The sequence below is a fragment of the Microbacterium sp. Kw_RZR3 genome, assembly GCF_029222405.1.
Lineage (GTDB): Bacteria > Actinomycetota > Actinomycetes > Actinomycetales > Microbacteriaceae > Microbacterium.
In genome coordinates this window covers 13,552-36,763 of sequence record NZ_JARHXC010000221.1, presented here as the reverse complement: position 1 = coordinate 36,763, position 23,212 = coordinate 13,552, and the positions used below count along the sequence as shown (strand labels likewise).

Annotated in this window: 19 protein-coding genes; 12 read left to right on the top strand and 7 right to left on the bottom strand. The window is 72.3% G+C overall.

Features of this window, described 5'->3' with window-relative positions:
• Window positions 1-113 precede the first annotated feature (113 nt).
• The 3 genes from P2P98_RS12280 (at window position 114) to P2P98_RS12270 (ending at window position 4,329) form a co-directional block, all read left to right on the top strand.
• On the top strand, window positions 114-1,874 hold the full coding sequence (locus P2P98_RS12280) for a Na+/H+ antiporter (protein WP_275800136.1): 1,761 nt from the start codon (window positions 114-116) through the stop codon (window positions 1,872-1,874).
• A gap of 381 nt (window positions 1,875-2,255) precedes the next feature.
• The gene (locus P2P98_RS12275; protein ID WP_275800135.1) at window positions 2,256-3,302 is read left to right on the top strand and encodes an alpha/beta hydrolase; all 1,047 of its coding nucleotides are present in this window, start codon (window positions 2,256-2,258) and stop codon (window positions 3,300-3,302) included.
• Window positions 3,303-3,381: 79 nt separating this feature from the next.
• The gene (locus P2P98_RS12270; protein ID WP_275800134.1) at window positions 3,382-4,329 is read left to right on the top strand and encodes a hypothetical protein; all 948 of its coding nucleotides are present in this window, start codon (window positions 3,382-3,384) and stop codon (window positions 4,327-4,329) included.
• Here P2P98_RS12270 and P2P98_RS12265 read toward each other — a convergent pair.
• The 5 genes from P2P98_RS12265 to P2P98_RS12245 all read right to left on the bottom strand — a co-directional run bounded on the left by P2P98_RS12265 (window position 4,271) and on the right by P2P98_RS12245 (window position 8,939).
• Window positions 4,271-5,302 carry a branched-chain amino acid ABC transporter permease gene (locus P2P98_RS12265; protein WP_275800133.1) on the bottom strand — a complete coding sequence of 344 codons (1,032 nt, stop codon included), beginning with the start codon at window positions 5,300-5,302 and terminating at the stop codon, window positions 4,271-4,273. The two genes, P2P98_RS12270 and P2P98_RS12265, sit on opposite strands and share 59 nt — an antisense overlap.
• The gene (locus P2P98_RS12260; RefSeq protein ID WP_058594834.1) at window positions 5,299-6,153 is read right to left on the bottom strand and encodes a branched-chain amino acid ABC transporter permease; all 855 of its coding nucleotides are present in this window, start codon (window positions 6,151-6,153) and stop codon (window positions 5,299-5,301) included. The genes P2P98_RS12265 and P2P98_RS12260 overlap by 4 nt, the downstream gene beginning before the upstream one ends.
• 76 nt (window positions 6,154-6,229) lie before the next feature.
• The gene (locus P2P98_RS12255; RefSeq protein ID WP_275800132.1) at window positions 6,230-6,907 is read right to left on the bottom strand and encodes an ABC transporter ATP-binding protein; all 678 of its coding nucleotides are present in this window, start codon (window positions 6,905-6,907) and stop codon (window positions 6,230-6,232) included.
• On the bottom strand, window positions 6,904-7,746 hold the full coding sequence (locus P2P98_RS12250) for an ABC transporter ATP-binding protein (RefSeq protein WP_275800131.1): 843 nt from the start codon (window positions 7,744-7,746) through the stop codon (window positions 6,904-6,906). Before P2P98_RS12250 ends, P2P98_RS12255 begins: the two co-directional genes overlap by 4 nt.
• Window positions 7,743-8,939, bottom strand: a complete 1,197-nt coding sequence (locus P2P98_RS12245) for an ABC transporter substrate-binding protein (protein WP_275800130.1) — start codon at window positions 8,937-8,939, stop codon at window positions 7,743-7,745. The genes P2P98_RS12250 and P2P98_RS12245 overlap by 4 nt, the downstream gene beginning before the upstream one ends.
• A gap of 185 nt (window positions 8,940-9,124) precedes the next feature.
• Here P2P98_RS12245 and P2P98_RS12240 point away from each other — a divergent pair, with 185 nt between their 5' ends.
• From P2P98_RS12240 to P2P98_RS12200, 9 genes are all read left to right on the top strand, one after another.
• Entirely contained in the window at window positions 9,125-11,359 is a 2,235-nt protein-coding gene (locus P2P98_RS12240) for a LuxR C-terminal-related transcriptional regulator (protein ID WP_275800129.1), read from the top strand.
• A gap of 361 nt (window positions 11,360-11,720) precedes the next feature.
• Window positions 11,721-12,437 carry an alpha/beta hydrolase gene (locus P2P98_RS12235; protein WP_275800128.1) on the top strand — a complete coding sequence of 239 codons (717 nt, stop codon included), beginning with the start codon at window positions 11,721-11,723 and terminating at the stop codon, window positions 12,435-12,437.
• Entirely contained in the window at window positions 12,434-13,900 is a 1,467-nt protein-coding gene (locus P2P98_RS12230; protein ID WP_275800127.1) for an aldehyde dehydrogenase family protein, read from the top strand. Before P2P98_RS12235 ends, P2P98_RS12230 begins: the two co-directional genes overlap by 4 nt.
• Window positions 13,897-15,021, top strand: a complete 1,125-nt coding sequence (locus P2P98_RS12225; protein WP_275800126.1) for an NAD(P)-dependent alcohol dehydrogenase — start codon at window positions 13,897-13,899, stop codon at window positions 15,019-15,021. Before P2P98_RS12230 ends, P2P98_RS12225 begins: the two co-directional genes overlap by 4 nt.
• Before the next feature lie 185 nt (window positions 15,022-15,206).
• Window positions 15,207-16,136 carry an iron-siderophore ABC transporter substrate-binding protein gene (locus P2P98_RS12220; protein WP_275800125.1) on the top strand — a complete coding sequence of 310 codons (930 nt, stop codon included), beginning with the start codon at window positions 15,207-15,209 and terminating at the stop codon, window positions 16,134-16,136.
• A complete protein-coding gene (locus tag P2P98_RS12215; protein ID WP_275800124.1) occupies window positions 16,133-17,179 on the top strand; it encodes an iron chelate uptake ABC transporter family permease subunit in 1,047 nt (348 codons plus the stop codon). Before P2P98_RS12220 ends, P2P98_RS12215 begins: the two co-directional genes overlap by 4 nt.
• Entirely contained in the window at window positions 17,176-18,210 is a 1,035-nt protein-coding gene (locus P2P98_RS12210) for an iron chelate uptake ABC transporter family permease subunit (protein WP_275800122.1), read from the top strand. Before P2P98_RS12215 ends, P2P98_RS12210 begins: the two co-directional genes overlap by 4 nt.
• Window positions 18,203-19,036 (top strand): ABC transporter ATP-binding protein, encoded by an 834-nt coding sequence (locus P2P98_RS12205; RefSeq protein WP_275800121.1) that lies wholly within the window; start codon window positions 18,203-18,205, stop codon window positions 19,034-19,036. The genes P2P98_RS12210 and P2P98_RS12205 overlap by 8 nt, the downstream gene beginning before the upstream one ends.
• Window positions 19,033-19,983: a siderophore-interacting protein gene (locus P2P98_RS12200; protein WP_275800120.1), complete on the top strand. Its 951-nt coding sequence runs from the start codon at window positions 19,033-19,035 to the stop codon at window positions 19,981-19,983. The genes P2P98_RS12205 and P2P98_RS12200 overlap by 4 nt, the downstream gene beginning before the upstream one ends.
• A gap of 165 nt (window positions 19,984-20,148) precedes the next feature.
• On the opposite strand, the gene P2P98_RS12195 is transcribed toward P2P98_RS12200, so the two are convergent.
• Together P2P98_RS12195 and P2P98_RS12190 are read right to left on the bottom strand one after the other, a co-directional pair.
• A complete protein-coding gene (locus P2P98_RS12195) occupies window positions 20,149-22,026 on the bottom strand; it encodes an amidase family protein (RefSeq protein WP_275800118.1) in 1,878 nt (625 codons plus the stop codon).
• Window positions 22,023-23,147 carry a cohesin domain-containing protein gene (locus tag P2P98_RS12190; protein WP_275800116.1) on the bottom strand — a complete coding sequence of 375 codons (1,125 nt, stop codon included), beginning with the start codon at window positions 23,145-23,147 and terminating at the stop codon, window positions 22,023-22,025. Before P2P98_RS12190 ends, P2P98_RS12195 begins: the two co-directional genes overlap by 4 nt.
• Window positions 23,148-23,212 lie beyond the last annotated feature (65 nt).

Here is a 23,212-nt window from a genome sequence, read left to right as displayed (position 1 = left end):
CCTGCACAGGAGGCCCGGACGCGATGCTGTCCGCAGCTCGCGAAAAGAGCGACGGGAATGTCCTGGCCCCTCTCTACGCTGTCTGCTGAAGGGCACGGCGGAAGGCGGTAACAATGCAAGGACTCGAGGTCACGGTCCTGCTCGGACTCGCGATGCTGGTGGGGACGATCCTCGCGCCGCGTCTACGGGTGGCGACGCCGCTCGTCCTCCTCGTCATCGGGCTCGCGCTGGGGTTCATCCCCGAGCTGCGCGCGATCGAGCTCCCGCCCGAGACCGTGCTGCTGCTCTTCCTTCCCGTCATGCTGTTCCGCGAGGCGTGGACCACGTCACTGCGCTCGGTTCGCCGATCGTTGCGGTACATCATCCCGATGAGCACGCTGCTGGTGGTGGCATCCGCCTTCGCCGTCGCGGGTGTCGCGACCTGGATGGGCGTGCCGTGGGAGGCCGCGCTCGTCATCGGCGCGGCGGTCGCGCCGCCCGACGCGACGGCGGTCGCCGCCCTCGGGCGGCTGCTCCCTCAGAAGACCTTCATGAAGCTGAAGGCCGAGAGCCTCACCAATGACGGCACGGCCCTCGTCCTGTACGCGATCGCGGTGTCACTGCTGCTCGGCGGCCAGGTCACCCCGTGGTCGATCACCGGAATGGTGCTGCTGTCGTACCTCGGCGGCGCGGCCGCGGGCATCGCCGTCGCCGCTCTGGCCTACTTCGCCCTGCGGCGCATGCAGTCCACTCTCACCATCAACCTCACGATGCTGCTCGTGCCGTTCGTGTCGTTCCTGGTCGCGGAGCTGATCGACGCGTCCGGGGTGCTCGCGGTCGTCTTCGCGGGCCTCATCGTGGCCTGGGTCTCGCCCCGGATCACCACGGCGATGTCTCGTCGAGCCGCGGATGCCACGTGGCCCTTCGGCGTCTACCTGCTCAACGGTGCGCTGTTCGTGTTGATCGGCCTCGAGGTCCAGCTCGTCCTGCACGAGATCTCGCCCTCCGAGATCGGCATCCTGTCGCTGATCACGGTGGCGGCCTGGATCGCGCTCTTCCTCGTGCGCTATCTGTTCCAGTGGCTGTTCAGCCCCTTCTCGCGCCCCGCGGCCGGGTCGACGCGTTCGCTCCGACACCGTTCCCGGATGGTCAGCACCGTCGCCGGCTTCCGTGGCGCCGTCTCGCTCGCGATCGCACTCTCGGTGCCCATCACGACCGAGAGCGGCGCGCCGGTCGCCGGACGCGACGCGGTGGTGTTCGTCACGGCGGGGGTCATCGTCCTCACACTCCTTGTGCAGGGGCCCCTGCTTCCCGTGGTCATCCGCTGGGCGAAGCTCCCGAACGACGATGCCGCGATCGAAGAGTACGAGCTCGCCGAGCGCGCGATCTCGGGAGCGGCGCTCGCCGCCCTCGACGACCTCGCCGTCGAGCACGGCATCAGCGATCGGGTGCGTGACCGCGCTCGCCGCGAGGGATACGAGCGCCTCGAGCTCGCCAACGCCCGCGCCGTCGCCCGCCAGCGCGCGATCGAGGAGCGCGATCTGGCCGAGCTCGACGCCTCTCTCGACTCCTCGGTCGACGACGACGGCGGCGGTTCGACCTCGTCGACGATGGGACCGGTTCCTCCCGCCGGCACCGACGACGAAGGGCGACGCACCCTCGGCGGGCTCGAGATGATCGCCGTGAGCGACGACATCGACGTGACCCAGCGCTCCCCGCTCATCCGGCACAAGGAGGCGACCCGGCTGCGCCTGGCGATCCTCGACCGCAAGCGAGAGGTGCTCCTGCGGCTGCGACGCGAAGGCACGATCGACGACCTCGTCGCGCGGAAGATCCTCGCCAACCTCGACCTCGAAGAGATCCGCACGCGCGGGATCGAGAAGGCGAGCGACTGAGCGGGATGCCGTGGGTCGGGAGTCCGCCGGTGATCGCGGGCGCCCCGGGGGCGCATCGGGGCGGGGCGTGCGGGCGGGCCGGGACGGCACGTGCGGCCGGGGCGCGTACGGGCGGGGCGCGTGCGGGCGGGGCGCGTACGGGCGGGGCGCGTACGGGCGGGGCGCGTGCGGGCGGGGCGCGTACGGGCGGGGCGCGTGCGGGCGGGGCGCGTACGGGCGGGCCGGGGACTCACCGGCGGCGCTCGGCATCCGGACACCCGCATACCCGCCACCTGTCGGCCCGCCCCCGGTGATCTTCCGCCGCGTGGCGGGGCACCGGGCGCACCGCCGCGCGCACAATCGAGACGGACGCGACGAGGCGTCCCCGACGAAGGAGTCATCATGACCCGCGAATCGCATCCCGAGGAATCGGCTGCCGGCGTCATCACTGCCACCGACGGCCACCTGGCCACCCTCGCCGTCGACGGCATCCCGAACCGCCCTCCCTTCGATCCCGAACTCGAGACGATGCTGGGGGTGATCTCGCAGATGGTGCCCCCGACGCTGACCGCCGAGATGGTGCCGGTGATGCGCTCGGCGAGCGTGCCGGGGATGCCGACCCGCGACGAGATCCTCGACACCGCCGACCTGCAGTCCCGCGACGTGACTATCCCCGGCTACGAGGGCGCGGAGATCGTCGTCTCGATCGTCGAGGCGAAAGGACGCACCGGACACGGCCCCGGGATCTTCCACACGCACGGCGGCGGCATGATCTTCGGCGATCGTTTCACCGGCGTCGAGGGCTTCGCCGAATGGCTGCACCGCTACAACGCCGTCATGGTGACCGTCGAGTACCGACTGGCACCCGAGTTCCCCGACCCGTATCCGGTCGAGGACTGCTATGCGGGACTCGTCTGGACGGCCGCGCACGCGGAGGAGCTCGGCATCGAGCACGAGCGGCTCCTCATCGCGGGCGGCAGCGCCGGCGGCGGGCTCGCAGCGGGGGTCGCCCTGCTCGCGCGCGACCGGCGGGGACCCCACCTCATCGGCCAGATGCTGATGTATCCGATGCTCGACGACCGCGACGCGACCGTCTCGACGCATCAGATCCAGGGCGTGGGCGTGTGGGATCGCGCGAGCAACCTGCTCGGGTGGAACGCGCTCCTCGGCGAGCGTCGCGGCACCGACGGGGTGTCGATCTACGCGGCTCCCGCACGGGCGACCGACCTGTCGGACCTCCCTCCCGCGTTCATCGACTGCGGCAGCGCGGAGGTGTTCCGCGACGAGGACGTCGCCTATGCGTCGGCCATCTGGGCGGCGGGAGGCCGGGCCGAACTGCACGTCTGGCCCGGGGGCTTCCACGCCTTCGAGGGATTCGCCCCGCAGGCGGCCCTCTCCCACGACGCCGTCGAGGCGCGGGACCGGTGGATCCGTCGGCTGCTGGGGTGAGGCGGACGCGCGGGCGGCGGGGCGATCCCCCGCCCTATGCTGTGTGCGACACGGCCGCGCGGGACGAAGGAGTGACGCCATGCAGGAACTCGCGGGACGCCTGAGAGTCCTCGATCCCGCGGCGAGCGAGTCGGTGAAGATCATCGACTACTTCGACTCCCTCATCGCCGGCGGCGCGGGCGTGGAGTCGGTGGTCCGGGCGGCCGCGATCCTCGGCGGGACGACCGCGGGAGCCCGCGTGCGCGGTCGCCTGCTCGGCATCGACGCCGACGGCGCGCGGATCACCCCGACCCCGCCCGCGTCCCTGTCGGACACGGACGCCCCGTGCGTCTGGCTCCAGCGCGACACCGGGTCGGCCGTCAACGACGCGATGATCGTCGATCGCGCGCAGGTCGCCCTCGCGATCATCACCGCCCGCGCCGACCCGACCACCGGCGCGGTCGAGCGTGTGATCGACGCCGGCGTCTCGCGCGTGGATCGCGAAGCGGCCGCGCATCGCCTCCGCCTCGACGGGGAGGTCCGCGTCGTGGCCGCGCCGCCCCACTCGCGGCACGTGACCACGGCCTCCACCGTGCTCGCCACCGCGGAGGGCGCGGTCTGGATCGGCCTCGGCGAGGTCGTCCCGCCCGAGGGGCCCGTGGGCACGAGTGTCGCGCGCGATCTCGACGACCTCCCCCGCGCCTGCGCCGACGCCCGCCTCGCCCTGCGGCTGGCCGACGACAGGCATCGCGTGGTCGATGCGGGCGAGCTCGGCGTTCTCGTCGAGCTCGCCCGCGCGTTCCATCCGTCGGGTCCACGGCATCCGGATCTCGCCGCGCTCGACGCCCTCGACGCCCGGACGCTCGAGGCGCTCGATGTGGTCGTCGACAGCGAGAGCATCCGCGCCGCGGCGACCCGGCTCTCGCTGCACCACAGCAGCCTGCAGTCCCGGCACGAGAGCTGGACCCGGCAGCTCGGCTACGACCCGCTCACCCCGCGCGGTCGTGCGCGGTTCCTCGCGGCGCGGATGCTACAGCGGTTGGGGTGAGGGGAGCCCGCGCTCCCGCCGGTACCCCGTGGCGCCGCGCCCGCAGCCCCGCGAGCGTCGGCACGATCCCCCGCGGCACGAACAGCAGGAAGACCACCAGCACGATCCCGTACCCGGCGTACTGCAGGATCGGCCCGGCCGCCGCCGGCATCCCGGGCGTCGCGCTCAGCGCGCTCAGCACCTGCAGCCACAGACTCAGCGCGAGGGTCCCCACGACCCCGCCCCACACCGACCCGAGACCTCCCACGACCGCCATCACGACGTACCCGAACGAGACGAACGGCGGGTAGGTGTCCTGGCTGACGTACGGGGTGAAGAACGCTCCCAGCGCCCCCGCGAACCCCGCGAATCCGCCCGCCACCGCGAACACGGTGAGCTTGCTGCGCAGGATCGGCACCCCGCTCGACGCGGCCGCCGACTCGCTCCCGGCGAGCGCACGGATCCCCCGACCGAAGCGCGACCGGACGAGGTTGTGGCAGACCAGCAGCGCCGCGGCGAGCGCGGCCAGCGCGACGTACGAGTACACGCGCTGATCGGTGACGACGAGACCCCCGACCGAGAGCGGAGGGATGCCGAAGATCCCGACGCCCGCGCCGAACAGGGGCGCTGTGGCCATGACCGTCTGGATGATCAGCAGCACCGCGAGCGAGCCGAACGCGAGGTAGTGCCCGCGCAACCGCAGCAGTGGCCAGCCCACGAGAGCGGCGACGAGCGCCCCGAGCACGGGAGCGGCGACGAGCGCGACGAGGGGCGGGATGCCGAGGGTCACCGTCCCGACCGCGACGGTGAGTCCGCCCACGGCGACGAAAGCGCCCTGGCCGAGCGAGGCCTGACCGGCGTAGCCCATGAACAGAGACAGCCCCGTGACGACGAGCGCGGTCAGCGCGGTCTGCACGAAGAACGTCTGGTCGGTCAGCAGCAGCGGGGCGATGGCGGCGGCGATCGCGGCCATCGCGATGACGATGCGGGTCATTTCGCCTCCTCGGCGGTGAAGGAACGCGACCGCGCGATCATGATGACGAGCATCATGATGAGCGCGATCTGGGTCTGGTACGAGCCGTTCGCGTAGCCCGCGACGAGCTGCCCGGTCACCCCCAGGACGAGGGCGCCGACGAACGTCATCCACGGGCTCCGGAGCCCCCCGAACACGGCGGCGGCGAGCGCGCTGAGCACGAACGGCAGGTCGGAGGTCACCGACACCGCCGTGGTGGGCGCGATCAGCACCCCGGCGAGACCGCCGAGCACTCCCGCGATCGTGAACGACAGCAGGCCCATCACGCGGGTGTCGATCCCGACGAGTCGGGCCGCCCGGGGATTGGATGCCGCGGCCGTGAGCGCGCGACCGATGTCGGTGCGCGTGAACAGCAGACTCATCGCGGCGAGCGTCACGACGGCCACCGCGAGGGTCAGCAGCCGCTGCGTCTCGATCTCGGCACCGAACAGCCGGACAGTGCCCGAGATCCCCGCGGGCGAGACGGGGTTCTGCCCCCAGACGGCGATGATGACGGCAGCGGCGACCAGCGACATCCCCAGCGTGATCAGCAGCGACGTCATCGGGTGCGTGCCGGGCTTGCCGATCGCGACGGCCCCCACGACGAAGCCGATGAGACCGACGACGACAACCGCCGCGAGCTCGGAGAGTCCGGGCGGGAGCCCGAGCTGACGGAAGGTCTGCGAGAGGAACGCACCGAAGACGACGAACGAGCCCTGCGCGAAGTTCAGCACGTGGGTCACGCGGTAGACGACGACGATGCCGCTGCCGACGAGAGCGAACGACCCCGCGAGGGCGAGACCGCTGAGCAGGTAGGTGGCGAGATCGCTCACGAGATCACATCCTGACGTGTGATCGGGGAGGAGAACGGGGCGGGGACGGCCCGCTCCCCCGTGCTGGGCGGGTGATTCACGAGAGGTTCTCCTGTTCGTCGAAGCCGCCGAGATACGCGGCGCGCACGGCGGGGGCGGCGGCGAGCTGCGCCGTCGGCCCTTCGGCGACGATGCGCCCGGCATCCAGCACGTACGCGCGAGAGCAGAGGCCGAACGCAAGGCCCACCTCCTGCTCGATGAGCAGCACCGCGGTGCCGCGGTCGGCGTTGAGGGCGGCGAGGTGGCGCACGAGGTCGGCGGCGATCAGCGGCGCGAGCCCGAGCGACAGCTCGTCGACGACGAGAAGGTCGGGTTCGGCCATGAGCGCCCGCCCCACGGCGACCATCTGCTGCTGACCGCCCGAGAGCGTGTCCGCACGCTGACGACGGAGGCGCTGCAGGTCGGGCAGCAGCTCGTACACGGCATCCGTCCGCCGAGATCGCCGCCGCCAGGCGCCGAGGCGCAGGTTGTCGTCGACGCTGAGGTCTCCGAACATCTGACGTCCCTCGGGAACCTGGGCGACCGTGCCGTCGACACGGACGGTTCCGGATGCCGGACGCACGAGACCGCTGACGGCGTTGACGAGCGAGGTCTTGCCGGCGCCATTGGGTCCGACGAGCGCGACGAGCTCGCCCGGATCGACCCGCAACGAGACGCCGTCGAGGGCCGTCGCCGAGCCATAGCGCACGACCAGGTCATCGACCTCGAGCATCATGCGGCGGCCTCGCTTCCGAGATACGCGGCGATCACCGCGGGGTCGCGGCGGATCTCCTCGGGCGTCCCGTCGGCGATGAGCCGGCCGAGATCGAGCACGGAGATCCGGTCGGCCAGGGCCGTCACCATCGCCACGTCGTGCTCGATGAGCAGGATCGTCGTGCCGTCGTCGTGCAGCTCGCGGATGAGACCGCGCAGATCGTCGCGCTCGTCTGCGCGCAGGCCAGACGCCGGCTCGTCCAGGAGGAGCACCCGGGGGCGGGCGGTCAGAGCTCTCGCGACCTGCAGCCGACGCTGCTGCCCGAGCGGGAGCTGCTCAGCGCCCCGACCCGCCCAGTCGGCGAGTCCGACGCGGGCGAGGGCCTCCTCGGCATCCGCCCTGATCTCCCTCTCCTCGCGGCGGTGACGGGGCGAACGCACGGCGGCGTCGAGAGCCCCCGAACGGGTGCGGGCGTGCGCTCCGACGGCGACGTTCTCGAGCACGGTCATGCCCGGGAAGAGGCGCGCACCCTGGAAGACGATCGCGATGCCGCGCCGGGCGCGGCGGTGCGGGGGCAGGCGATCGATGCGTTCGCCATCGAGGCGGATGACGCCCTCCTGGGCGCGCACGTGTCCGCTGATCAGACCGAACAGGGTGGACTTGCCGGCCCCGTTCGGTCCGATCACGCCGCGGAGCTCGCCCGGAGCGACCCGGAACGAGATGTCGCGGTTGGCGTAGACCCCGCCGAACCGGCGGGAGAGGCCCGCCAGCTCGAGTCCTGCGGAGGTGTTCTCGGCGGAGGAGTTCTCGACGGACCCGTGGGTCGTCGAGCCGACCCCGGTGGGCGTGGGCGTGCTCACTGCGGGAGCTCGGTCGCGAACTGCTTCGTCGCGGCCTCGGTCGGGACCCATTTGCCGCCCTTCGCCTCGAAGATCGCGAGCGAGGTCGCATCGAGTCCCATGTGGTCGGTGGGGCTGTAGGTGTAGCGCCCGTTCGAGGTCAGCAGGTCGGTCTTCTCGAGAGCGTCGCGGATCTTCTGCCGATCGGTTGAGTCTGCCGCGTCGATCGCGGCGGCGAGGAGCTCGACACCCGATGCCCCACCGAACGCGAACTCGGGCGGGTAGGCCCCGTCGTTGGCATCCATCCAGGGCTTCGCGACCGCCATGACCTTGGTCTTGTACGGCCCGTCGGGCAGCGCGTCACCACCCAGGGCGATGGTCGCCGCGGCCTTCACGCCCTCGGCGGCATCTCCCGCGGGCTGGAGGTACAGGTCGGAGGCCTCGGCGCCGGTGAAGTAGGTCGCGATGCCCTTGCCCGCGATCTGCTTCGTGATGATGACAGGAGCCGGGCCCGCGCCCCAGACGACGAACGCGTCGGGCTTCGCCGAGACGACCTTCGTGATGAGCGGGGTGAAGTCGGTCGCGGTCTGGTCGTACGACTCGTCGAGCACGACGTCGATGCCGGCCTCCTTCGCGTACTCCGCCGTGGCCTTGTCTCCGTTTCCGCCGTAGAGGTCGCCGCCGGTGTAGCCGATCGCGAGGGTCTTCACCCCCTGGCTGACCCAGTAGTCGACGAGCGCCCGCGCGTAGACCGCGGGGATCGGCGGCGACGTGAACGCGTACGGGTTGCTGCCGTCGGCGAAGGCGTCGACCGGCCCGAGGGCGATCGTGGGGATCTTCGCCGACTGCGCGGTGCTGCCCACGGCGGTGGCGGCCGAGACGAAGCTGCTCGCGAGCATCGCCGAGTACGAGGGGTCGGATGCCAACTGGTTGAACTGCTTGACCGACTCGGTCACGTCGGCCTTGTCGTCGACGACCGTCAGTTCGACCTGTCGTCCGTCGATGCCGCCGGCGGCGTTGAGGTCGGCGACGACGCGCTCGGCCGCCTCTTTGTCGCCCTGCCCGAGGGCCGAGAGGAAGCCGGTCAGCGGCACGACCATGCCGATCTTCACGGGCCCGGACGCGTTGCCCGGGGCGGCGGATCCCCCTCCCGCACAGGCGGTGAGGGCGAGGACGAGGGCTGCGGTGGCGACCGCGGGAACGGTTCTGCGCATGGACTTTCTCCTGGTTCGTCGTTGAACACATCGTTGGCACGAAGGCCCCGATGGGCCCGGCGCCATTGTTCGGGGGACGACGACGGTCCCGTCTATCCGTGAAATCACGTAATCCGGGCGGAAAGCATTCCGGTGAATCGACCGCCGACCGATAATGAGAATTCCCGGACGCAAGGAAGCTCCCCGTGATCAGAGAGCCGCGCAGCGAATTCGTCGGGCGTCGGCGCGAACTGGACGCCCTCGCCGACGCGCTCGAACGCACGCGCCTCATCACGCTCACCGGTGTCGGCGGGGTGGGCAAGACACGTCTCGCCGTGCGACTCGCCAACGCGCACGCGCGACGCACGTCGACGAACGTCTACTTCGTCGGTCTCGACGCGGTGAGCGATCCGCGGCGGGTGGTCGCCGCGATCGCGCAGGCCCTGCCCTTCGGTGACCTGTCGGCCCGCGAACCGCTCGAGTTCGTGGTCGACGTGCTGAGCGATGAGACCGCCCTCCTCGTGCTCGACAACTGCGAGCACGTCATCGACGCCGCCGCCTCCGTGGTCGACGAGCTGCTCGACGCCCTGCCGTCCCTGACGGTCGTGGCCACCAGCCGACGCCGTCTCGACGTGGACGGGGAGCAGGTCTTCCCCGTACCCCCGCTGGGGACGGAGACCGCGGGAGACGAGCCCGCCGAAGCCGTGGAGCTTCTGGTGGCGCGCGCCCGCGCCGCCGACGCGGGGTTCGAGCTCTCCCCCGCCGACCACGCCGTCGCCGCCCAGCTGTGCCGCGCGCTCGACGGGCTGCCGCTCGCGATCGAGCTCGCCGCCGGGCGCCTGCGCACCCTCTCGGTCGCGGATCTCGCGCGTCGCCTGTCGCAGCGTTTCACCCTCTTGCGGGCGGGGTCCCGGGCCCCGGTCTCGCGTCAACGGACCCTCCGCGCGGTCGTCGACTGGAGCCACGAGCTGTGCACACCGCCCGAGCGCGCGCTCTGGGCGGCGCTCAGCGTGTTCGCCGGCCCCTTCGACCTCCCCGCGGCGGCGGCCGTCGCGGGCGGCGACGAAGCCGCGACCGTCGAGACCCTCGAGCAGTTGATCGACCAGTCGCTCGTCGAAGCCGACCGTGAGACCGGCCGGTTCCACCTCCTCGAGACGATCCGCGGCTACGGGCGCGACCGCGCCGAGGAGTCGGGGGAACAACCCGATCTCGTGCGCCGGCACCTCGAGTACTACCGCGGGCTCGCGCGCCTCGCGCGCACGCACTGGTACGGGCCGGCTCAGCGGCGGATCCTGGCCGGTCAACGTGCCGACCGCGCCGAACTGGATGCCGCCCTGCGCACGGCCGCGGCGAGCGACACCGACATCGCGCTCGAGTTCTTTTCCGACCTCCGCTACCACTGGGCGGTGGGGGGATTCCTCTCGGAGGGGCGGCGATGGACCCGCCGCCTCCTGCGTCTGGCCGGCGGCTCTGCGTCGCGGCGGACGCCCGCCCTGCTCGTGGCGACCTGGATCTGCGTCCTCCAGGGCGCGCTCGACGAGGCGCGAACCCATCTCGACGAAGCGCGGGGGCTCCTGCCGTCACTGTCTCCGACCGAACAGGAGCAGTGCGAGGTGGAGCTTCGCCGATTGAGCGGGACGCGCGCGCTCTTCGCGGGCGAAAGCGACCTCGCGCGCGAGGAGTTGAGCCGGTCGATCCGGCTCTCCCGCTCGATCGGCCGACCCGAAGAGGCGCTGCTCGCGCAGTTCCAGCTGACCGTCGCCCTCGTGCAGGGCGAGCTCCCCGACACTCTCGGTCCCGCGCGCGAGGCGCTGCGCCACGCCACCGAGATCGGCGAGCGGTGGATCCGATCGCTCTCCCTGTGGGCGATCGGCCTCGCTCTCTACGCCGACGGCGAGCTCGACGACGCCGAGCGCCATGCGCGCGAGGCCCTCGCGATGGAGGAGGGGATCGACGACCCCGTCGGCGACTGCCTCGTGCTGGAGCTGCTGAGCTGGATCGACGCCGCGCGCTCCCCCACCGAACGCACGGCCGTCCTTCTGGGGGCCGCGCGGGCCTGGTGGCGCCGCATCGACTCGGGTATCGCCGTGCACGGGCCCCAGATGCTCGCGCAGCACGACCGCTGCGTCGCGGTCGTGCGCCAGCGGCTCGGCGAAGAGGCCTTCCAGCGGCTCTCGGCGGTCGGCGAACGACTGTCGCCCGCCGAGGCCGCCGCCTTCGCCGGAGCTCCCGGGCGACCGGCCGCGGGCCTGAGCGCCCGCGAGAGCGAGGTCGCCGCGGGAGTGCACGAGGGCCTCAGCAATCGCGAGATCGCCGAGCGGCTCGTGCTGAGCGTGCGGACGGTCGACACGCACGTGCAACGCATCCTCGGCAAGCTCGGCTTCACCTCGCGCGCGCAGATCGCGGCCTGGTATCAGTCGACGCTGGTGAGCGTGCCGTAGAGCGCCGTAGCGCGCCCGGAGGCTTCGACGAGCTCAGCCACCTCCGCCGCACCCCAGGTCTCCAGCGCGCACCCCAGGCTCCCGGAGCCCCCTGAGCCTGTCGAAGGGACCGGAGGCTTCGACGAGCTCAGCCACCTCCGCCGCACCCCACGTCCCCAGCCCGCACCCCACGTCCTCCAGCCCGCACCCCACGTGCCCCAGCCCGCATCCCCACGTGCCCCAGCCCGCAACCCAGGTCCCTGAGCCTGTCGAAGGGACCGGAAGCCCCGCGTTCGGTAGTCCTACGGATACCGCCCCGCCCGAGCGCGTCGGACACTGGCGAAGACGACGCCGAGGTCGTCCCCGTCCGAGGAGCGCACGCATGACCCCTTCCCCTCCCCGCATCCTTCTGGTCCACGGTGCCTGGGCCGGGCCCTGGGTGTTCGACCGTCTCGCCGCCGAGCTGAGCGCACGCGGCTTCGCCGTCGACACGGTGACCCTGCCGAGCATCGGCAGCACGGCCGACCTGTACGCCGACGCCGCCGCGATCACCGCGAAACTCGACGAGGCCGACGGCCCCGTCACCCTCATCGCGCATTCCTATGGCGGGATCCCCACCACTCAGGCCGGAGACCACCCGTCGGTCGAGCGGATCGTCTACGTCGCGGCCTTCGCCCTCGACGAGGGCGAGACCCTCCAACAGGCCGTGGGCGGTGGCATCCCGGACTTCTGGGGGATCGCCGACGGCATGGTCTCGATGGGCCGCTCTCGCGAAGAGCGCATCGCGATGATCGCCGCCGACCTTCCCGCGGGCATCCCCGACACGGTCGCGGCCGAGCTCGCCGACACCTTCCGTCCGCAGTCGCTCACCGCCTTCACCTCGCCCGTGACGCGCGTCGCCTGGCGCGCGAAGCCGACGACCTACGTGCTCACCGAGCGCGACGAGCTCGTGCCGCCCGCCTTCCAGGAGCACCTCGTCGCGCGCAGCGGTGCCCGCGTCGTGCGCGTCGACACGGGCCACACGCCCTTCGAGGACGACCCGGTGTGGTTCGCGGGCGTCCTCGCCGACATCGTCGCCCCCGCGGAGGTGACGCGATGAGCCTCACGGTCACCACCGCGCCCGGCCGCCTCTTCATCGACGGACGATGGACGGATGCCGCGGACGGCGGCCGCATGGACGTCATCGCCCCGTCCACCGGCGAGAAGATCACCGATGTCGCGCGCGGCACGACCGCTGACGTCGACGCCGCCGTCGCCGCGGCCCGACGCGCCTTCGACGAGGGCCCCTGGCCGCGGATGTCGAGCCGCGAACGAGCACGCATCCTCCAGCGGGCCTACGCGCTCATGCGGGAGCGCAGCGAAGAACTCGCGCACGCCGAGAGCCTCGACGTCGGCAAGCCCATCACCTTCGCCCGCGTCGTCGACGTCAACAACGCCGCCGAGCTGTACGAGTACTACGCCGCTCTCGGCCATCGCCTCGACGGCGACGTGCGCGAGATCACCGCGGACGCCCACGCGTACGTCCGCACCGAGCCGCTCGGCGTGGTCACGGCCATCACGCCGTTCAACTTCCCGCTGATCCTGTCGAGCACGAAGATCGCTCCCGCGCTCGTGGCCGGCAACACCGTGGTGCACAAGCCCGCGAGCGACACCCCGTTGAGCGCCCTGCTGATGGCGGAGCTGCTCCGCGACGCCGGCGTGCCCGACGGCGTGTTCAACGTCGTCACGGGGCCCGGCTCGACGCTCGGCGACCACCTCGTCTCGCATCCCGACGTCGACAAGGTCGCGTTCACCGGGTCGACCGAGATCGGCGCGCACGCGGCGGCCCTCGCCGGCCGGTCGCTCAAGCCGTTCACCGCCGAGCTCGGCGGGAACGCGGCGAACATCCTCTTCGCGGACGCCGACCTCGACCGCGCGATCCACACCGTCATCTCGGCCTTCGTGTTCAATGCGGGACAGTTCTGCATGGCCGGCCCCCGGCTGCTGGTCGAGCGTCCGATCTACGGGGTGGTGCTCGGCATCCTGAAAGACGCCGTACCGCATGTGCCCTTCGGCGACATCGAGGACCCGGCGACCGTGATCGGCCCGGTCGCGAGCCGCACGCAGCTCGACAAGGTCGCGGCGATGGTCGATCGGGCACGTGCCGCGGGCGCGCGGGTCGTGACGGGCGGCCACGCGGTCGAGCGAGACGGCGGGTTCTACTACGCGCCCACGGTCCTCGCCGACCTCGATCCCGAGGCCGAGGTCGTCGTGGACGAGGTGTTCGGCCCGGTCCTCACCGTGCAGCCCTTCGACACCGAGGACGAGGCCGTCGCGCTCGCGAACGGCACGCGGTACGGCCTGGCGAGCGGCATCCAGACCGGTGATCTCGCCCGCGCCCACCGGATCGCCGCGCGCCTGCGCGCCGGCATCACCTGGGTGAACGGCTGGGCGATCCTCGACCCGGCCGTGCCCTTCGGCGGGGTGAAGGCCTCGGGCTGGGGACGCGAGGGCGGCCCGGAAGCACTGCAGTCGTACCAGAAAGCCCATTCGATCGTGTTCGACCTGGGCGGCGCGCAGTGACCGCGGGGCGCGCGGCGATCGTCGAAGAGAGCCGAGACAGTGCCGCTCCCGGGACGCGGACGATCTCGGTCGCCGACGTCGACTACGCCGAGCCCGGCCACGGCGAGGTGCTCGTGCGGCTCACCGCGACCGGTCTCTGCCACACCGATCTCGGGGTGCTGGCCGGCGGCATCCCGTTCCCCACCCCGGGGATCATCGGGCACGAGGGGGCCGGGCGCGTCGAGCGCGTCGGGCCGGGCGTGCGCGGGGTGAGCCCCGGGGATGCCGTGCTCCTGAGCTTCACCTCGTGCGGCGCGTGCGACGCCTGCGTCGGCGCCCACCCGGCGTACTGCGAGACGTGGCTGCCGCGAAACCTGCTCGGCGGGCTCCGCGACGGCGACTCGGGCGGAGTCACGCGCGACGGGGAGCCGGTCGCCGCGCACTTCTTCGGGCAGTCGTCCTTCGGCACCCACGCGATCGCCGACGAGCGCTCGCTGGTGCGGGTCGCCGACGACGCCGACCTCGCGGCGCTCGCCCCGCTCGGCTGCGGCGTGCTCACCGGCTTCGGATCGATGTGGAACGTGCTCGACCCGGGACCGGCGGATGTCGTGGCAGTCTACGGAGCCGGGGCGGTCGGCCTCTCCGCGGTGATGGCGGCGGCGCTCCGCGAGCCCGCGCGTCTCATCGCAATCGACCGCGTGTCCTCGCGCCTCGACCTCGCGCGGGAGCTCGGGGCGACCGACACCATCGACGCCGTGCACGAAGACGTCGCCGCACGTCTGGCCGAGCTGACCGGTGGCCGCGGCGTCACCCTGAGCTTCGACACCACCGGGCACCCCGGGGTCGCCCGGACCGCCCTCGATGCCGCCGCCGCGCGCGGCACGGTGCTCGTGTGCGGGGCTCCGCCTCCGGGAACCGAGATCCCCGTCGACATCCAGGGCATCCTGACCGGCAAGATCCTCCGCGGCGTCACGATGGGCGACGCCGACCCGCGCGAGCTCATCCCGCGACTCGTCGCGCTGCACGCCGAAGGGCGCCTGCCGCTGGAGAAGCTCGAGCGGCGGTACGCCCTCGACGACATCGCCCGGGCGATCGACGACATGCACCACGGGCGGACGGTGAAGCCGGTCATCGTCCACTGAGCACCGGATGCCGTGCGCCCCGCGATCCCACCGATCGCCCTCGCGCACGGCATCCGTGTGCCTCGGTGATCGCAGCGTTTCCGCAAGTCCGGGCGGGCCGCGTGTCGCGATCGGGCGCACTTGGTAAGGTAACCCTTGCCTAAGCTTCAGCTTTCGGCCTCCCCCACCCGAAAGGACATCTCGCCATGCCCGCACGCCGTTCCTCCCGGCGCTTCGCCCTCCTCGCCGCGGCGACCGGTCTCGCCCTCGCCCTCTCCGGCTGCGCGGGCGGCGCGAGCGCTTCTCCCGCCGAGAGCTCCGCCTCGACCCACGATGTGGCTCACGCGCGTGGGACCACCTCCGTCAGCACGGCTCCGCAGCGCGTCGTCACGCTCGAGCCGCTCGAACTCGACACCGCGGTGGCCGTCGGGATCACCCCCGTCGGCGCGGCCGTGGCGAACATGGTCAACGGCGTGCCGAGCTACCTCGGCGTCGAGGGCGTCACACCCGTCGGCACGGTGAGCGAGCCCGACCTCGAGGCGATCGCCGCACTCAAGCCCGACCTCATCCTCGGCACCGAGTCCCGCCACTCCGCGCTGTACGACCAGCTCAGCGCGATCGCCCCGACGGTGTTCATCGCGACGCAGGCCGATCCGTGGCGCGACAACGCCGCCCTCATCGGTGAGGCGCTCGGCCGCGAGGACGACGTGACGAAGGCCGTGGATGCCGTCGACCAGCGCTGCGACGAGATCAAGAGCGCACACGACCTCGCGGGGAAGACCGCCGAGATGATCCGCCCGCGCGACGAGACGACACTGAGCCTCTACGGCCCGGTCTCGTTCGCCGGGAGCCTGCTCGAGTGCGTCGGCTACACGATCCCCGATCACGAGTGGGAGGACGGCCTGCAGGCGGACATCTCGCCCGAGAACATCGCGAGCGCGACCGCCGACGCCGTCTTCGTCACCACGACCGACGTGAACGACCCGTCGACCGTCCCCGCGGCGATCGCGCAGAACGCCGCGGCGTTCCCCGTCGTCACGCTCGTCGACACGAGCACGTGGGTCGCCGGCGTCGGGCCGAAGGGCGCGCAGTCGGTGCTCGACGACATCGAGACCTTCCTCGCATCGGGGAAATGACCTCGATCGTCTCCCCGCGGGTGCCGGACACGGCACCCCGATCCCCACGGATCGGTCGGACCGTCGCCGGCACCCTCGTGCTGGCGGCGGTCCTCGCCATCGCGATCGCCCTGTCGCTCATGATCGGCGCGAACCCCCTACCCTGGCACGCGGTGTGGGCCTCGCTCACCGGCGCGGGCACCCCCGACACCGACTACGTGGTGCAGGGACTCCGTGTGCCCCGCACCATCGCCGGCATCGTCGCCGGGGCCGCCCTGGGCGTCGCCGGAGCCCTCATGCAGGCGTTCTCGCGCAACCCGCTCGCCGACCCCGGCATCCTCGGCGTCAACGCGGGAGCCGCGTTCGCCGTCGCCGTGACGGTGGCACTGTTCGGCATCCAGAGCTCTCTCCTGCTCGTCTGGCCCGCATTCCTCGGAGCGCTCGTCATCACGGTCGCCGTCGCGCTCGTCGGCTCGTCGGGGCGCGGGCCGGCCGATCCGATCCGTCTGACGCTCGCGGGTGTCGCGGTCGGTGCGGTGCTCTCAGGCATCACCTCGGGCATGATGCTGAGCAACCCCGACGCGTTCGACCTCATGCGCGGATGGAACGCCGGTTCGCTCCTCGGACGCGGTCTCGACGTCGTCCTCCCCGTCATCCCCTTCATCGCGATCGGACTCGCGGTGGCTCTCGTGCTCGGCCGCGCGCTCAATGCCCTCGCTCTCGGCGACGACCTCGCCCGTGCGCAGGGCATTCCCGTCGGCGCCGTGCGCGTGGCATCCATCGCCGCCATCACCGTGCTCGCGGGAGCGGCGACCGCCCTCGTCGGCCCCCTGTCGTTCGTCGGGCTCATGGTGCCGCACGTCGTGCGGTGGATCGTCGGGCCCGACCAGCGCCGCATCTTCCCCCTCAGCGCTCTCGCGGCGCCGATCGTCGTGCTGCTCGCCGACGTGCTCGGCCGCGTGATCATCGCCCCGGCCGAGGTGCCCGCCGGGATCGTCACCGCGTTCGTCGGCGCTCCCGTGCTCATCGCGCTCGCGCGCCGACGGAGAGCGAGCGCGCTGTGACGGCCGTCGACGTGGGGTACCGCCGGGTGGTCCTCGGCGCGCTGCCGGTGCGGCTGCGGAGCATCGCCGTCGGTGTCGCGGTGCTCGTCGCCGTCGTCGTGCTCGCGGTGCTCTCGCTCGGCTGGGGCACGTATCCCCTGGCTCCGGATGCCGTCATCCGCGCGCTCCTCGGAGCGGGCGACGCGCTCGACACCACCGTGGTCGTCGGCTGGCGCCTCCCCCGCGTCCTCGCCGCGATCACCCTGGGCGCCCTGCTCGCGATCGCCGGGGCCCTGTTCCAGACGGTCACGCGCAATCCGCTCGCGAGCCCCGACATCCTCGGGCTCTCGAACGGCGCCTTCACCGGCATGCTGCTGACGCTCGTGCTCGTCTCGTCGTCGTGGCCGGCGCGGGCGGCGGGCGCGCTGATCGGTTGCCTCGCGGCATCCGTCGTCATCTGGTTCCTGTCGTACCGCGGTGGCGTGCAGGGCTTCCGGCTCATCGTCGTGGGCATCGGCGTCTCGGCCATGCTCGCCTCGCTCAACACCTGGATGCTGCTGCAGATCGAACTCGAGACGGCGATGTTCGCGTCGGCGTGGGGGCACGGGTCGCTCAACGGCGTCACCGGTGACGCGCTCGGCGGGGTGCTGCTGTGCGCGGCGCCGTTCGCGCTCGCGGCCTTCGCGCTGGTGCCCGCGCTCCGCCAGCTGGAGCTGGGCGACGACCTGGCCGCCGCGTCCGGCGTGCGCCCCCACCTCGTGCGCAGCCTCGCGCTGCTCACCGGCGTGGTGCTCGTGGCCGCGGCGACCGCTGTCGCGGGACCGATCGCCTTCGTCGCCCTCGCCGCCCCGCAGATCGCGCGGCGACTCGCTCGCACGCCGTCGCTGTCGCTCGCGCTGTCGGCTCTCGTCGGCGCCCTGCTGCTGCTGGGCTCCGACGCCATCGCGCAGCACGTGCTGCCGGTGACCCTCCCCGTGGGCGTCGTCACCGTCTCGGTCGGCGGCGCGTACCTCATCGTCATGATCGTTACGGAGATCCGCCGCCGTGTCTGACCCCTCCCGCCTCGAAGCCCGCTCCGTCTCGCTCGCGTACGACGGCGCCACCGTCGTCCCCGAGCTGACCGTCGCGATCCCGCCCGGGTCGTTCACGGTGATCATCGGCCCGAACGCGTGCGGCAAGTCGACGCTGCTGCGGGGGCTCTCGCGCCTCCTCTCCCCCGCCACCGGATCCGTCGTGCTCGACGGGCGTGACATCTCGACCTACCCCGCGAAGGAGGTCGCGCGCCGTCTCGGCCTCCTCCCGCAGAGCGCGCTCGCTCCCGACGGCATCACGATCGCCGACCTCGTCGGTCGCGGCCGCTACCCGCACCAGTCGCTGCTGCGGCAGTGGTCGAGCGCCGATGAGGCGGCGGTGAAGGAGGCCCTGGATGCCACGGGCACGACCGACCTGTCGGCCCGACCCGTCGATGCGCTGTCGGGCGGGCAGCGTCAGCGCGTCTGGGTGGCGATGGTGCTCGCGCAGCAGACCGACCTGCTGCTGCTCGACGAACCCACCACCTACCTCGACGTCGCGCACCAGGTCGAGCTCATGGAGCTGTTCGCCGAATTGAACGCCCGCGGGCGCACCGTCGTCGCCGTGCTGCACGACCTCAACCACGCCGCCCGGTACGCGAGCCACATCGTCGCGATGCGCGACGGCCGCATCGTCGCCGAGGGAGCCCCGCGCGAGGTCATCACGAGCGAACGCGTCGAGGAGGTCTACGGCCTGCCGAACGTCGTGATCGACGACCCGGTCACGGGCGGTCCACTGGTGGTGCCGCTGCGCGGCGGGGCGTTCGCCGCGCGGGCGGCGGCTGCGGCGACGGGGCTCGACGCGTGAGCGGGGAGCGGATGCCGGGAGTCGCGGCGGACGCGGCGGCGGGGGCTTGCCGCTCGGGCGACGACCGGATGCCGTCGGGCGCCGGGACGAGAGGGGTCCCCGCGGCTTCCACGGGCCCCGACGACGCGGCATCCGCTGCTCCCCGTCCGTGGGAATACAGCGCCTTCCCCGTCACCGTGGCCCGACGCGAGATGCTCTCCCCGAACTTCCTGCGACTCACCTTCTCGGGCGACGCGCTGCAGCACTTCGCGCCGTGGGGCCTCGATCAACGCATCAAGCTCGTCCTGCCCCTGCCGGGCGGAGGGCTCGCCGAGTTCGGCCTTCTCGACGACCCCACGCCGCACCCGTCGGACTGGTACACGCGGTGGAAGGCGCTGCCGCCCGCCGAGCGCAACGTGCTGCGCACCTACACACCCGCAGCGATCCGCCCCGAGGCAGGCGAGATCGACGTGGACATCTACCTGCACTCCCCCGACGGCCCCGCCTCACGGTGGGCGCGCGGAGCGCGCGTGGGCGAGACGCTCGTGATCACGGGCCCCGACGTCCGCAACGGGTGGACGGGATACGGCATCCATTGGCAGCCGCCCGAGCAGTACACCTCGTTCCTGCTGGTCGCGGACGAGACGGCGATCCCCGCCGTACGCGGCATCGCGGCGTCGCTGCCGCCCGCCGCCCGCGGCATCGCGATCGTCGAGATCGGCGAGCACGCCGACGACGTCACCGTCGCCGCCCTCGGCCCGCAGGTCGACGTGCGCGTCGTCGGGCGCGGCGAGACCGAGGCCGCCGTGCGCGCGTGGGCCACGCCCGACGTCGACGTCGCGTGGCTCGCCGGCGAATCCGGGGTCGTCACGGCCTCGCGACGCGTGCTGGTCCGCGAGCTCGGCGTACCGCGCGAGCGCGTCGCCTTCCTCGGCTACTGGCGCGAGGGCGGGGCGCTGGTCGACTGAGGCGCGGCGGGCTGCGCGAAACTCCTGAGTTTCCGCGTCCTCAAGCGGACAAGCAGCCCCTTGTCGCCCCCGCGAGCCGGGTTCTCCGGAGTTTCGCACAGCGCAACCGCACCACCGGCGCGTGCGGAAGAACGCTCGCGTCACCGCAGAGCGTCGGCGCTCGGGTCAGGGCTCGGTCGGCAGATCGGGGAACAGCGAGGGCGCCTGCCTGTGGTGGGTCTGCTGCTCGTACGCGTACGCGAAGCCGATCAGGCGGTCCTCGGCATAGGGCGCGCCGAGGAACTCGAGACCGCGGTGGATCCCCAGGATCGTCCCCTCCGGCAGGTCGACGTCGGCGGCCCCCATGGGCACCGAGATCGCCGGGTAGCCGCTGGCCGCGCTGATGAGGTTGTTGAAGCCCGAGAGGAGGTCGGGGGCGCCGGTGCTCGGGTAGATGAGCGCGTCGAGGTCGTTCTCCCGCATGAGCTGGTCGATGCGATCCTGGACTGCCTTCTGCCCCGCACGGAAGGGGCCGTAGGCCGCCTCGCGCTCCTCCGTGGTCGTCGAGGCGAACTCGCGCACGACCTCCGCCGGCCAGCTCGAGAGCGGATGCCCCGCCGCTTCGGCATCGGTGACCTTCTGCGCCAGGTCGGCGAATGTGTAGCCGGGTCGGTAGTAAGTGTCGAGGTACACGTCGACTCCGTGGGTGAAGGTCTTGCTCCCGTGGATGTCCTCCATCCGGCCGCCAGCGACCGGGTCGAACGAGGCGATGTCGACGACCGTGGCGCCCGCGGCCTCCAGGTCGGCACGCGCCGCGGCGACGAGCTGGAAGTCCCCGGTCTGCGAGTCCGTGGGTCCTCGGTCCACGAGGTAGCCGACGCGGACGCCCTGAAGAGCGTTCGGATCGAGGCTGCTCGCGTACGAGGCGGGCTTGCGGAACGCCTCCGGAGCGATCGCGTGCTCGCCGGGCGCGGCCTCCGCCAGCGCGTCGAGCGACAGCGCGGCATCCGAGACCGTCCGTGTCATGGGGCCGATGGTGTCGCGGTACTCGTCGAGGGGAAGGACCCCCTCGCGACTGACAAGGCCGACGGTCGGACGGATGCCGACGAGGGCGTTGTACGACGAGGGGACGCGTACCGAGCCACCGGTGTCGGTGCCGAGCCCCACCGCTCCGAGGTTGGCCGAGACCGAAGCACCGGTGCCGCCGCTCGACCCGCCCGGGGGCAGATCGAAACCGTAGGCGTTCTTGGTGTTGCCGTACGAGCTGTTCGACACGACGGTCGACATCGCGAACTCCGACAGGTTGGCCTTCGCGATCACGATCGCCCCCATCGCCTTCAGCCGCGTGATGGCCTCGGCGTCCGTCGAGGTCACGTTGTCGGCCAGGCAGGCGCACCCCGCGGTGGTGGCGAGCCCAGCCAGGTTGATGTTGTCTTTCGCGATGACCGGGATGCCGTGCAGGATGCTGCGCGGCCCGGTCGCTGCCCGCTCCGCGTCGAGAGCCGCGGCCTCGGCCATGGCCGTCGGGTTCGTCGCGATGATGGACTCGAGCGCCGCGTCCGGGTCGCGGGGGTCGAGCCCGGACGTGCGGTCGTAGGCGGCGATGCGGCGCAGATACTGCGCCGTCAACTCCTGGGAGGTGAGCGTCCCGGCCGTCATCGCCTTCTGGATCGCGACGACGTCGGTCTCCTGCAGTTCGAAGGGGTCGTCGTCGTAGACGAACTGCTTCGAGAGCGCGGCGACGTCGGTCACCGTGATCGCACCGTCCTGATCAGCGTCCGCCGCGGCGACGGCATCCCATCCGGGATCACCGGCCTTCCGCCCGACGGCGGTCATCAGCACGGTCAGGTCGTCGCGGTCGACCTTCGCGTCGCCGGTGAGTTCGCCGCGCTGGTAGGCGGGAGCCGCGTAGCTGACCGAGTCGGTCTCGGCGTGCGCCGGCGCGACCGCCCCGAACACCAGCGCCGCCGCGGTGACGGCGGCCACCGCGGAAGCGAGCATCGTCCTTCTCACGAGTGTTCCCTTCACCACGATCGGGGCGGGGGCGAAGCGGAGAGCGTTCATCCCCGACCCCCGTCATCGCCTGCGGCGCGACGGAACCGTCGCCTCATGAGCACGATCGCGGCCGCGCCGAGCAGGACGACGACCGCGATGAGCGCCCACACCAGCGCGGACGTCGAGTCCGCGGAGACCGGCGCGGCGTCGGCGGTCGCCTCGTTCGTGACACCGGCGGCTCCGACGGAGGGGCTGGCCGAACTCCGCGGGGCGGATGCCGCTCCGTCCGCCTCGCGGATCGTGATCGGGAGCGTCGTCACCGCGAGCCCCCGCGAGAGGACGACGATCTCGTGCTCCCCGGTGGGGGCGGTCTCGGGGATCGTCGCCGCCAGGACGAACGATCCGGTCTCGTCCGCGGTGACCTCACCCAGGAGGATCGAGTCGGAGTCCAGTCCGACCCGGTACGCGGCATCAGGGGTGAGTCCGCGGGCGGTCAGGGTGATCGTCTCGCCGACCCGCGGGGTGAGCGATGACGCCGTGATCCTCGGCGAGGTCGCGGTCGGGGCCGCGGACGACTGCGGGGCCGAGCCGCGGAAGGTCGTGTCCCCGCCGCGCGACACGCCCGACCCCTGCCCCGTCACCGAGATGGTCGGCGGTGCGCCCGGCGCGGACGGCTCCGGCGCCGACGACGAGGGGGCGACCGTGTAGCCCAGGCCGATGGCGGGCGAGAGAGTTGTGCCGACCAGGGCGGAGTCGATGATCGTGACCTCGTCGATGCGGAGGAGCGCTTCTCCCGGCCCCGTGGCCACGAAGCCCAGCGACCCCAGGGGAACGTCGCCCGCTCGGCCGCTCGAGGTTCCCAGACGCGTCACGGTGAACTCGATCGCCCCCTCGACGCCCGACACGCTGAACATGCCTGGGAAGTCCGACGTCACCGCGGCGGGGTCGAGAACGACACGGTCGGTGTCGTAGGTGACGCGCACCGTCGCGGCGTAGAGGTCGGTTGCCCCGGTCACTCCGAGGTCGAGTGCGACCGGATCCCCCGACGCGCCGTCCGTGTCGGACAGCGTCGCCGTCAGCGACGGGGAGGACTCAGCAGCGATCGCGGCGGGTGCCACGGAGCCGAGGAGCGCGGTCGCCGCGATCGTCGACAGCAGGAGGACGAGCCAGCGGCTTCGGAGTCGCGGCATGCAATGGGCCTCACGGTCGGCGGGAAAGCGCGTCGGTTTCGCCGACTTCGCCCACCATACTGTGA